11 protein-coding genes are annotated in these 11,135 nt (G+C 72.1%); 4 read left to right on the top strand and 7 right to left on the bottom strand.

The features are described 5' to 3' along the window. The coding region (locus VFH10_RS05820) for a hypothetical protein (protein ID WP_325126874.1) at positions 1 to 306 on the bottom strand (306 nt) is incomplete at its 3' end. 79 nt (positions 307 to 385) lie between these two features. Continuing rightward, positions 386 to 1,234, bottom strand: coding sequence for an NAD-dependent protein deacetylase (locus VFH10_RS05815; RefSeq protein WP_325126871.1), 849 nt, complete (start codon positions 1,232 to 1,234; stop codon positions 386 to 388). Positions 1,235 to 1,365: 131 nt separating this feature from the next. On the opposite strand from VFH10_RS05815, the gene VFH10_RS05810 reads away from it, so the two are divergent. Continuing rightward, positions 1,366 to 2,016: a hypothetical protein gene (locus VFH10_RS05810; protein ID WP_325126869.1), complete on the top strand. Its 651-nt coding sequence runs from the start codon at positions 1,366 to 1,368 to the stop codon at positions 2,014 to 2,016. Here the strand turns inward: VFH10_RS05810 and VFH10_RS05805 are convergent. Genes VFH10_RS05805 through VFH10_RS05795 form a run of 3 tightly spaced genes read right to left on the bottom strand, consistent with a single transcriptional unit; the run spans position 2,010 to position 4,774 of the window. Next, the gene (locus tag VFH10_RS05805) at positions 2,010 to 2,627 is read right to left on the bottom strand and encodes a protein-L-isoaspartate O-methyltransferase (protein WP_325126876.1); all 618 of its coding nucleotides are present in this window, start codon (positions 2,625 to 2,627) and stop codon (positions 2,010 to 2,012) included. The two genes, VFH10_RS05810 and VFH10_RS05805, sit on opposite strands and share 7 nt — an antisense overlap. Continuing rightward, positions 2,587 to 2,853, bottom strand: a complete 267-nt coding sequence (locus VFH10_RS05800; protein WP_325126868.1) for a DUF2277 domain-containing protein — start codon at positions 2,851 to 2,853, stop codon at positions 2,587 to 2,589. The genes VFH10_RS05805 and VFH10_RS05800 overlap by 41 nt, the downstream gene beginning before the upstream one ends. A gap of 37 nt (positions 2,854 to 2,890) precedes the next feature. After that, positions 2,891 to 4,774, bottom strand: coding sequence for a beta-propeller domain-containing protein (locus tag VFH10_RS05795; RefSeq protein ID WP_325126866.1), 1,884 nt, complete (start codon positions 4,772 to 4,774; stop codon positions 2,891 to 2,893). Between the two features lie 111 nt (positions 4,775 to 4,885). On the opposite strand from VFH10_RS05795, the gene VFH10_RS05790 reads away from it, so the two are divergent. The 3 genes from VFH10_RS05790 (at position 4,886) to VFH10_RS05780 (ending at position 8,648) form a co-directional block, all read left to right on the top strand. Beyond that, a complete protein-coding gene (locus tag VFH10_RS05790; protein ID WP_325126864.1) occupies positions 4,886 to 6,058 on the top strand; it encodes a saccharopine dehydrogenase family protein in 1,173 nt (390 codons plus the stop codon). A 120-nt stretch (positions 6,059 to 6,178) separates the two neighbouring features. Further along, positions 6,179 to 7,630, top strand: a complete 1,452-nt coding sequence (locus VFH10_RS05785; RefSeq protein ID WP_325126862.1) for a hypothetical protein — start codon at positions 6,179 to 6,181, stop codon at positions 7,628 to 7,630. A gap of 100 nt (positions 7,631 to 7,730) precedes the next feature. Continuing rightward, positions 7,731 to 8,648 carry a DMT family transporter gene (locus VFH10_RS05780; RefSeq protein WP_325126859.1) on the top strand — a complete coding sequence of 306 codons (918 nt, stop codon included), beginning with the start codon at positions 7,731 to 7,733 and terminating at the stop codon, positions 8,646 to 8,648. 6 nt (positions 8,649 to 8,654) lie between these two features. On the opposite strand, the gene glgC is transcribed toward VFH10_RS05780, so the two are convergent. Then, positions 8,655 to 9,872: a glucose-1-phosphate adenylyltransferase gene (glgC, locus tag VFH10_RS05775; protein ID WP_325126857.1), complete on the bottom strand. Its 1,218-nt coding sequence runs from the start codon at positions 9,870 to 9,872 to the stop codon at positions 8,655 to 8,657. 39 nt (positions 9,873 to 9,911) lie between these two features. Beyond that, a partial coding sequence (locus tag VFH10_RS05770; RefSeq protein ID WP_325126855.1) for a DUF222 domain-containing protein occupies positions 9,912 to 11,135 on the bottom strand: 1,224 nt, incomplete at its 5' end.

Genomic DNA, 11,135 nt, shown 5'->3' with positions numbered 1-11,135 from the left:
GGCCCCGCGGGGGACCACGACATGGATCAGCTCGAACTCACGCCCGAAGTAGCGGAACCCGGCGACCTCGAGCGCGGTGCATCCCGCCAGCGCGGCCGGCACGCGGTAGTCGAGCACGGCGAGCCACCGCAGCTGCTCTCGGGTCGGGACGTGGTTGTGGGTCAGCACGCATCGGTCGCCGATGCGCTGCCAGCGGCGCCCCGTCACGTGGGCGGCCACCTCGTGTCGGGTGAGGCCGCCGGCCACGAGCTGGTCGATCGTCGCAACACCGGACTGGCTGCGGAGGAGTCGGACGAGGTCGGTCACCGCCCCACCGTCGTACAACTGGGGATCGCGGTGGACGGGTCGACGCAAACTGTGGAAACAGCCCGGAGTTGTCAGAGCGTCAGCCGGTCCCGGCCGTCTCAACCTCTGACAACTCGGCGAGGAACTCCGTGGTTCCGGTGTGCAGCTTGACGGTGGCCAGGTCGTCGGCGCGGGTGCTGCCCCGGTTGACGATCACGACGGGTACGCCGAGCCGGGCGGCCCGGCGCACGAAGCGGAAGCCGGACATCACCGTCAGCGACGAGCCGAGCACGAGCAGGGCGCCGTCGCGGCCGGGCAGCTCGTCGACGGCGGCGTAGCAGCGCTCCACCCGCGACTTCGGGACGTTCTCGCCGAAGAAGACGACGTCGGGCTTCAGCACCCCACCGCACGCCGTGCAGCCGGGCACCACGAAGTCGTCGGTCTCGTCGAGCGCCACGTCACCGTCGGGCCGCGAGGCGACATCGCGGTGCCGCTCCAGCCAGTGCGGGTTCAGGGCGTCGAGCCGCGCCGCCAGCTCGGCCCGCCGGGTCGTCGCGCGGCAACCCAGGCAGACCACGTCGGCGACCCGACCGTGCAGGGCGCAGAGGTTCCGCGAGCCTGCCGCCTCGTGCAGGCCGTCGACGTTCTGCGTGATCGTCAGCGTCGTCCGGCCCGACGCCTCGAGGGCGGCCACCCCGCGGTGCCCGGCGTTCGGCTGCGCGGTACCCATGCGCGCCCAGCCGAGGTGCGACCTCGCCCAGTACCTGCGCTGCGCACGCGGCCCGGAGACGAACTCCTGGTAGGTCATCGGGGTGCGCGCCGGCGAGCCGGGACCGCGGTAGTCCGGGATCCCCGAGTCCGTGCTGATGCCCGCCCCGGTGAGCACCAGCAACGACCGGCCGTCGAGCACGTCGAGGGCCGCGCGGGCGGAGTCGGGCGGGACGGGCACCCGACCACGGTACGTCGGGGTCCGGACCACCCGGTCGGTTCCGGGCGGGACCGGCGTGACTTGTGGAACGGATCGGGACGAATGGGGCCGAAACCGTGGTGCGGATACGGGAACCGGCCTACGGTTCGCACATGAGATGGGACTGGATCCCGTTGTCCGCGTCCGCCCTGGTGATCGGGGTGATGGCGCTGGCCTTCGGCACGATGCTCAACCCCCTCGAACCCGGGACGAACTCCACCGAGAGCGTGGCCATGATCGCCGAGAGCGGACGGTTCCTGGGCATGTCCGTGCTGTTCTTCCTGGCGTCGCTCGCGCTGACGCTGGGGCTGCCGTCCGTCCTGTCGCTGTTCACCCACCGAGGACGGCGCACCGGTGTCATCGCCGTCGCGGTCTTCTCCATCGGCGTGATCGGCACCTCGGGGTACGCCATGCTGCTGGTCTTCTTCCGCGCCCTGGTCAAGGAGGGCGCCCTGCGCACCGGCAGTCTCGAGGACGTCACCAGCGACCTCGGGCTCGGGGTCTTCCTGTTCGGCTGGATCATCGCGTTCTACGTGGGGATCCTGCTGCTCGCGATCGCGCTTCTCGTCGCCCGCCGCACGCCGGTCTGGGTGCCGATCCTGCTGGGGCTGTTCGTGGCCAGCTTCCCCATGACCGACCAGCTCGGCCGGGTCGGGCAGGTGCTGCAGGTGATGGCCCTGGCGTTCGCGTTCACCGGCATCGCCATGGAGGCCGTGCACCCGCGCGCCGGCCGCACCGAGTCCGCGGCGCAGCCCGCCTACTGACCCCCGGTCGGCAGCACCAGCGGCACGAACCGGTAGTAGCCGTGGCGCTCGACCGCGGGTTCCCCGTTTGGGTCGCCCGGCCGTCGTACGACGACGAGCCGGCCCGCCACCGGCATCACCATCACGCCGTGGGGCGCCAGCTGGTCGACCAGCTCATCGGGCACCGACCCGGACTCGGCGGACACCAGGATCCGGTCGAACGGCGCCTCCTCGGGCCACCCCAGCGCGTCGGGCCGTGCCGGCTCGATGCGCACCCACGGCATCGGGTACGAGGCCAGGTTGGCGCGGCCGAAGTCGACGAGGTCCGGCACCGCCTCGACCCCGGTCACCGACCCCTCCGGGCCGACCAGGTGCCCGAGCAGCGCGGTCGTCCAGCCCGACCCGGAGCCGACGTCGAGGACCCGGTTGCCGGCCTCGACCTCGAGCCACTGCAGCAGGTGCCGCACGGTGGTTGGCTGGCTGTTGGTCTGGCCGTGGCCGATCGGGAGCGGCTCGTCGCGGCCGGCGTGGCGCGCCTGCTTGGGCGGTAGGAAGTCGACTCGTCGTACCGCCGCGAACGCGTCGTCGAGCTCAGCCGTAGCGGACCGCCGCCCGGGCCCGTGCCTTCGCAGCCTCGACGTCGCGGTCCTTCGGTGCCGCTGTCGTCACCAGCCGGTCGAGCAGCCGCTGGGTCGTCGCCGCGACCTCGGCCACCGCGGCGTCGAACGCTGCCTCGTTGGCCTGGGAAGGGCGGGTCGAGCCGCTGACCTTGCGGACGTACTGCAGCGCGGCCGCGTGCACCTCGTCGCGGGTCGCCGGTGGCTCGAAGTTGTGCAGGGTGCGGATGTTGCGACACATGGGACCAACGTACGTTCAGACCGCGCAGCCCGTCGAGTCACCGGATGCGCACGAGGCGCACCCCGTGGTGCACGACCGCGACCCACCCGTCGTCCAGGGGAAGCGCCCGCACCGACGAGGCTCCCCAACGGCCCACGGGCCAGGAAGCGGCCCGGGTGAGCTGGCCCGCGGGGCCGACCCGCAGCGCGACCAACCGGACCGAAGGGCGGTCCCACGTCTCCACGGGGACCAGTGCCAGCCGCTGCTCGGGCATGTACGTGAACGCCCGAGGCTCCCACCTCGTCCCGAGCTCGGCGGAACGCCCGAATGCGGTGGTGGCGGTGCGCACCACCCGACCGAGGTCGTCAAGGTCGAAGACCGCCGCCTGGCCGCCGAGATCCACGCCTCGCTTGGTCGCGTCGCGGCCGAGCCCGAGCAGCAGGCCCTCGCCGACCGGGTGCAGGTAGGCGGAGAAGCCTCGGATCTTGAGCGCGCCCAGCACGCGGGGGTCGGCCGGGTCGGACAGGTCGACGGTGTAGAGCGGGTCGGTCTGCCGGAACGTGACGACGACCGCGAGGTCGCCGAGCCAGCGCACCGACTGGACCTGCTCGCCGGGGCCGAGACCCTTGACGCTGCCGACCACGCGCAGCCGCCCCGAGCTCTCCTCGAGCACGTGCACGGCGTTCTCGCGCGGCATCCAGCCTCGTCCGAGCGCGGTCGCGACCCGCAGCCGTCCCTCGTGCTCGCTGAACGACCAGCGGTCACGCACCGTCCCCGGCACCGATCCGGACGCGACGTACGACGTCGCACCGCCGGACAGGTCGAAGGCGTGCACCTGGGTCCGGCGGACCAGCCCCCTGGGCACGACGGGGTCGCCGAGGGGTACGGCGTCCCACGCCCCGCTGTTCAGCGTGGCCACGAACAGCCGGGTCGACGACGAGTAGGCCAGGTCGCCGGCGGCGGTGACGGCAGTGGCGGTCAGGCCTCGCGGATCGTCGATGCCGAACGTGAGCACGCTCAGGGTGCCGGGACCCGCGTCCTTCTCCGGGTGCCGCACGTCGCCGCAGTCGAGCAGGGGATGACGACCCCGGCCGTCCCCGTGCCGGATGCCGGGCAGCCAGTCGTCGACGGTGGCGGACCGGACGACACGGCGGTTCTCCAGGACCGCCTCGCGGCCGGACCGGGCCGGTGTCGGGTGCACGAAGTCGAGCTGCGGTAGCCCGGTCGTGACCACGGCGCGCACCGTGCCGTCGCCGTACTCGCGGGCGCCGACCAGGGTGCCGTCGACCCGCTGGTGGCTGGCCACGACGGGTGAAGAGGGCGTGCTGACGTCCACGGCCACGAGGTGCGTGCGCACGGGCTGGACGCCCGGGACCGCCGCCCGGAACGACGCGTCCACGAACGGCCCCCACCATGTCTCGGTGCCCACCACAAGGACCGTGTCGTCGACGAGCAGCAGCTCGCTCAGCCCGCCACGCGGGCCGGGCAGCGGAGTCCGTGACAGGGGCCGGGCCCGCTCACCGGAGACGTCGACGACGAGGAGGTCCTGGCGCGCCACCCGCACCAGGATCTCGCCGTCGGTCTTGGCCAGGTCGGGTTCGTCGACGCCGGCCTCCTGCACGTTGGTGCCCGTGTCGCTGCTGCCCACGGCCTGGTCCGCGAGCGCACCCGCACTGGGCTCGGACGCGCGGTCGGCCGCGAACGCGAACACCGACCCGAAGCCCCACGGCCCCACCCGAGGCAAGGCCGTCTCGACGTACCACTGCCGGAGCTCCTCGCAGTCGGTGAACTCGGGCAACGTGGCCGCCGCCGCGCGTGGCAGCAGGCTCGCCGGCCGAGACGGTGGGGCGACGACGGCCGGCCCGCCGAAACCGATCACGGTGGCCGCGGTCGCGCCGGCCGCCACGGTCAGCAGGCTGCGGCGCAGGCGACTGCTGCTCATCAGGGCCCCCCACGTCGGTGTCGCATCTCACGTCGGACGCACGCCCGCCGTGCGCGGTTCCCTGGCACAGTGGCGCGCTGGGGGGACGTCCAGATCTCGTAGGAGAGAGCCGTGCCCACGACCGACCGCACGTACGACCTGGTGCTCTTCGGTGCCACCGGCTTCACCGGTGGCCTGACCGCCGACTACCTCGCCCGCAACGTCCCCGACGGCTGCCGGTGGGCGCTGGCCGGCCGCAACCGGGCCAAGCTCGAGGACGTGCGCTCCCGGCTCGCCCGAGTCGACCCGGCACTGGCCGAGCTGCCGCTGCTGCAGGCGGACGCAGCCGACGAGGCGTCGCTGCGGGCGGTCGCGGAGCAGACGCGGGTGGTCGCCACCACGGTGGGGCCGTTCGTGCAGTACGGCGGTCCGCTGGTCGCGGCCTGTGCCGAGGCCGGCACCGCCTACGCCGACCTGACCGGCGAGTCGGAGTTCGTCGACAAGACCTACGTCGCCCACCACGCCCGAGCTGTCGAGACGGGCGCCCGGATCGTGCACGCGTGTGGCTTCGACTCGATCCCGCACGACCTCGGTGCGCTGTTCACGGTGCAGCAGCTGCCCGAGGGTGTGCCGGTGCGGATGCGCGGCATGCTCCGCACAGACGCTGCGGTCTCCGGCGGCACCTTCCACTCCGCGATCACCGCGTTCTCCCGCGTGCGGGAGATGAAGAAGGCAATGGCCGCTCGGCGCGAGGTGGAGCCCCGCCCCGAGGGCCGGCGGGTCCGGGCGGCGGCGAAGCGACCGCACCACGACGCCGAGACCGGCTACTGGCTGGTGCCGCTCCCGACGATCGACCCGTTCATCGTGAAGCGGTCGGCCGCTGCCCTGGACCGGTTCGGCCCGGACTTCAGCTACGCCCACTACGCGGCCGCGCGCCGGTTGCCGACCGTGGTCGGCGGCATCGTCGGCGTCGGCCTGCTCGTCGGCGCGGCCCAGGTCGGGCCGCTGCGCGACCAGCTCCTCAAGCGGATGCCGCAGGGCTCGGGCCCGAGCCCGGAGAAGCGGCAGAGGTCCCACTTCGCGATGCACTTCGTCGCCGAGGGCGGGGGCCAGAAGGTACACACCAAGGTGTCCGGAGGTGACCCCGGCTACACGGAGACCGCGAAGATGCTGGGCGAGTCGGCGCTCTGCCTCGCGTTCGACGACAACCCGCCGACGGCCGGCCAGGTGACCACGGCGACCGCGATGGGGCAGAACCTCATCGACCGGTTGGTCGCCGCGGGGATGCGCTTCGAGGTGGTCTGACCGGCCGTCAAAGCGGCCCCAATGGCACGTCCGGGCCATATGTGGGCGTTCCTGGCGTCGGAACGGCGAGTGGGGCTAGCGTGAGAGGGTCCTGTCGCACATTACGGGGAGTAGCGACACATGTCTCTCAAGCTGGTCCGGCCGGTCCGGTTCTCGGCGGCTGCCGTGGTGGTGCTGGCCTCGATGTCGGCGGTCGCCGCCAGTGACGACCCCGCACCGGTCGCGAGTGACGACCGGAGCGTGCTGGTGCAGGGTCGGGAGACCCGCTTCGCGAGTGTCTGGCCGCAGTCGTCCGAACCCACGACGATGCTGGTCGCGCGCAAGGACAAGCACAAGCGGTTGCGCGTGGAGAGCTCCCGGGGCACCCGCGTCTGGACCGCGAGCGACCTCGCCGACAACGACGTGCCGACTGCGGCGCTCACGGCGTACAAGAACGCCGCCCACCAGCTGTCGCTGAGCGACCCCGGCTGCGAGCTGCCCTGGACGCTGCTCGCCGCGATCGGTCGGGTGGAGTCCAACCACGGTCGCTTCGCCGGCTCGGTCGTCAGCACCGACGGCGTCGCTCGCCCCGAGATCATCGGCATCGCCCTCAACGGCGCGGGTCCGGTGGCGGCCATCCGGGACAGCGACGGCGGCAAGCTCGACGGCGACACCAAGTGGGACCGCGCGGTCGGCCCGATGCAGTTCATCCCCACGACCTGGGCATGGGCGGGACGCGACGGCGACGGCGACGGCATCGAGAACCCGCACGACCTCGACGACGCATCGCTCGCCGCTGGTGACTACCTGTGCGCGGGCGCGAGCGTGAGCACCGGCTCCGGGATGAAGTCCGCGATCTTCCGCTACAACCCCTCCGACGACTACGTCGCCCTGGTGCGGGCATTCGAGCGTGGCTACAGCACCGGCGTCTTCGAGGTGCCCTCGCCGGCCGCCAAGAAGGACAAGGACGCCAAGGGCGAGAAGGACGGCAAGAAGAAGGACAAGAGGTCGGACAAGGCGAAGGACCGGGCCGACCGCGAGTCGGACGACAAGGCGAAGGGCGACCGCGGCAAGGGCGGTGGCAAGGGTGGTGCCAAGGGCGGTGGCGAGGGCGCGCAGCCGAGCCCGACGCCTTCGTCGAGCCCGAAGCCCAAGCCGAAACCGTCGGCCCCCGGCCAGCCTGCTCCGCAACCGGCCGGACCCGCGGCGACGCCGCAGCAGCCAGGCCCGACCCAGCCCAGCCCGGGTCAGCCCAGTCCGAGTCAGCCCAGTCCGAGTCAGCAGAGCCCGTCGCCCAGCAACCCGCCGTCGGGCACTCCGACGCCGACTCCTCCCTCGCCGACACCGGCGGGTCCACGCGAGCTCACCAAGCCGCTCGCGCAGTGCGGGCCCGACTGGTGCCTCGACGGCGTGCTGCTCGACTTCGGGACCGGTGTCCCGGCGAGCGTCGACCTCGACGGCAACGGGACGCCGGGAACTCTCGACGAGGAGCTGGCCACCCTCGCCGCAGCCGGCCCAGTGACGATGACCGTCCGGGGGCCCGACACCGGCCCGTTGGTCGTGGTGAAGATCGGCACCGTCACCTTCGGCTGAGCCTGATTCACGTCGGGGTGCCTCACCCGCGGGTCGGGTGGGTATGACTCCCGTCGTAGCGTGGGCAGCCGAGCACCGCGCACGACTCGGGAGGCAGCTGGTGGCCACGGACACGACGCAGCGGACGCGAGCCTCGCTGCCGGTGGTCCCGGCCGCCGCGTTCGTGCTGGTGTGGTCGTCCGGCTACATCGCCGGACCGTACGGCGTCCAGGGCATGGCCCCGTTGAGCCTGGTCGCCTGGCGGTTCATCCTCGCCACCGTGATCGTGGCGGTGCTGGCGCGTGTGCTGCGCGGCCCGCTCCGGGTCGACCGCGGTGAGGCGATCCGGATCGCGATCGCTGGGTTCGTGATGAACGGCATCCAGTTCGGCGCGATGTACCTCGCCTTCGACGCGGGCCTCGGCGCGACGCTGGGCGCCCTGCTGCACTCGCTGAGCCCCGTGCTGACCGCCGTGCTCGCCGGGCTGCTCCTGCGGGAGCGGCTCACCCGCGTCCAGCTGCTCGGCTTTGTCGTCGGGGTGGCCGGGGTGCTGATCGTGCTCGGTCCCGACATCGAGGCGGCCGGCGGCGCGGTCGGCGTCGGGTTCGCCGTGGTGGCGGTGCTCGCGCTGAGCTTCGGCACGCTGGGGCAGCGCTGGATCGGTCACGGCCCGGACCCGCTCTGGTCGGCGGCGATCCAGTTCGGGGTGTCCGGCCCGCCGATCCTCGTCCTGGCGCTGTGGCTCGAGGGCACCGACCCGGTCATCGACGCACGGCGTACCGCGATCGCGTTGACCTATCTCGCGCTGGTCAACTCGATCGCCGGTCTCGTGCTGCTGGGCGTCCTTGTCCGCCGACGGGGGGCCGGAGCCGCGGCCAGCGTCTTCTTCCTGATGCCGCCGGTCACGGCTGTGATGGCGTGGCTCGTGCTGGGTGAGACCCTGACGCTGCGCGAGGGGATCGGGCTGCTCATAGCGGTGGTCGGGGTGGCCGCGGCGACGCGGTCCACGACCGACGTACCCGAGGAGCCTGCGGCGTAGGGCCGCTCAGGGCTTGACGACCTGGCCCTTGCCGAGCACGGTGATGCCGCCCTCGCTGACCGCGAAGCCGCGGCGCCGGTCCTCCGCGTGGTCGACGCCGATGAGGGTCTCGTCGGGGACCACCACGTTCTTGTCGATGATCGCGTTGCGCACCACGGATCCCTTGCCGATGTGGACCCCGTCGAGCAGCACACTGCGCTGCACGTAGGAGCCGTCGCCCACGAAGTTCTGCGTGCCGATCACGGACTGCTCCACACTCGCCGGGCCGACGATCGATCCCGCGCACACGATCGAGTCGCGGACGCTCGCTCCCTGCGAGAACTTCGCGCCGGGCAGCTGGGAGTTGGACGTGAAGATCGGCCACTGCATGTTGTAGAGGTTGAAGATCGGCAACCGCGACACCAGGTCGAGGTGCGCCTCGTGGTAGCTGTCGAGCGTCCCCACGTCACGCCAGTAGTCCCGGTCGCGGTCGGTCGCGCCCGGGACGACGTTCCGCTTGAAGTCGTAGACGGACGCTCGGCCCTCCTCGACGAGCATCGGGATGATGTCGCCACCCATGTCGTGACGGCTGGCCGGGTTCGCTGCATCCTTCTCGAGCGCCTCGACGAGCACTTCGGTGCTGAACACGTAGTTGCCCATGGATGCGTAGGACTCCTCGGGCGAGTCCACGAGTCCGGGCGGGTCGGCGGGCTTCTCCAGGAACTCGGAGATAGCGACCCCGTCCTCGGCCGTCTTGATGACGCCGAACTGCCAGGCGTCCTTGCGCGGCACGCGGATACCCGCGACTGTGACGCCCGCTCCGGAGTCGGCATGGGCCTGGACCATCTGCGAGGCGTCCATCCGGTACACGTGGTCGGCGCCGAAGACGACGATGTAGTCGGGCTTGGCGTCGTTGATCAGGTTCATCGACTGGTAGATGGCGTCGGCACTGCCGAGGTACCAGTTGGGTCCGCGCCGTTGCTGTGCCGGCACCGGAGTGACGTAGTTGCCCAGCAGGCTGCTCAGCCGCCAGGTCAGCGAGATGTGCCGGTCAAGGGAGTGCGACTTGTACTGGGTCAGCACGGCGCACTGCAGGTAGCCCGCGTTGACCAGGTTGGACAGCGCGAAGTCGATCAGCCGGTAGGAGCCGCCGAAGGGGACCGCGGGCTTGGCGCGGTCCTCCGTCAGAGGCATGAGCCGCTTTCCCTCGCCGCCCGCGAGCACGATTGCCAACACCCGTCCCATGCACAGCACCCTAGGGCGTGCGCGAGCGGCTGTCCCCTGTCACTTCGAGGGGTGGGCGGCCAGGACGCGGCCGAGCGCATGTTCGTACGCCGACTCGGTGGTCGCGCTCGTCGAGGCTCGCGCTCGGTGGGTGCCGGTGTGGTCGACGGTGAACTGGTGGCCCGTGGGTGTCCGCCAGTGGTGGACGCCGGGCTCGGGTTGTCGGTGTCGCCAACCCTTGCCGTGGGTCTTCACTCGGTGTTCGAACCGGGTGAGCTTGCCGAGGTTCTCGATCCGGGTCTGCCCGGGTGGCCCGGTGCTCTCGGTGGGCGAGCCCGTGACCCAGGGGATGGTGTGGTCGAGGTCCATCCGGCGTCCGGTGGCCGAGGAGTACGGGAACGCCGACGCCGGTGAGCGGAGGTGGATCTGTTCGCGGAGCCGGTCCGGGACCTCGTAGCCGTCCACCGGCCGGTCCTCATCGAGGTCGATCACCGGCTTGACCGTCACGTGAGAATGCCGGAGGAACTCGGAGGCTTGGCCGATCGTGAGCGGGCCGACGCCCTCCATCCGCGCCACCCCGTCCCCGGTCTGCATCGACTCCCGGGAGACGTGCACGTAGAGGGTCGCCGGCGGCAGCGGCACGTCACCGCCGGTGGTCGAGCCCGTCGAGACCGGGTCCCCACCCACCGAGTTGGCCGACCGCAGCAGGGCGAGTGCCCGGCTCGGATGGGCGAGGATGCCGAGGGCCTTGGACCGGCGGGTGCCGACCGGGTCGGTGTCACCGTGCTGGAGGAGGATCTCGGCGATCCGGTCCACCATCGCGACCAGGTAGATCACCTCACCCGCGGTCGCCTTCGCCACCAGCGTCTTGAGGCCGTGCTCGTTGGACTGCCCGGTGACCACGAACCGCTCCAACTCCGCCGCCACCCGTCGGGCCTCGGCGGCGACCGGGTCGGCGGCCATGATCCGCGCCTCCAGCAGGTCCTGGAACCGTCCCCAGGGCAGGGTGGCCAGGTACGGCGTCGTCGCCACGTCCACCTCCCGCGCCTGCGCCAGGGACAGGCCGGTGGCCCGGGTCCGGGAGGCGACGTGCCGGGCCTGCCACACCCGCACTTGCCCGGCGGTGAGGGCCGCCCAGAGCCTGGGCAGTCGGTGTCGGACGTCGAGGGCGTCGGCCATCAGCGTGGCCGCGGCGACGTGGGAGCGGCCGAGCAGCACGCCGAGCTCGGCGGCCGCGAACTCGCCCGCGAACGGGGTCCCGTCGCCGCCGTACCGCCTGGACCG

It is taken from the genome of Nocardioides sp. (assembly GCF_035697785.1).
GTDB lineage: Bacteria > Actinomycetota > Actinomycetes > Propionibacteriales > Nocardioidaceae > Nocardioides_B.
This window is presented reverse-complemented; position numbering and strand designations above follow the sequence as displayed.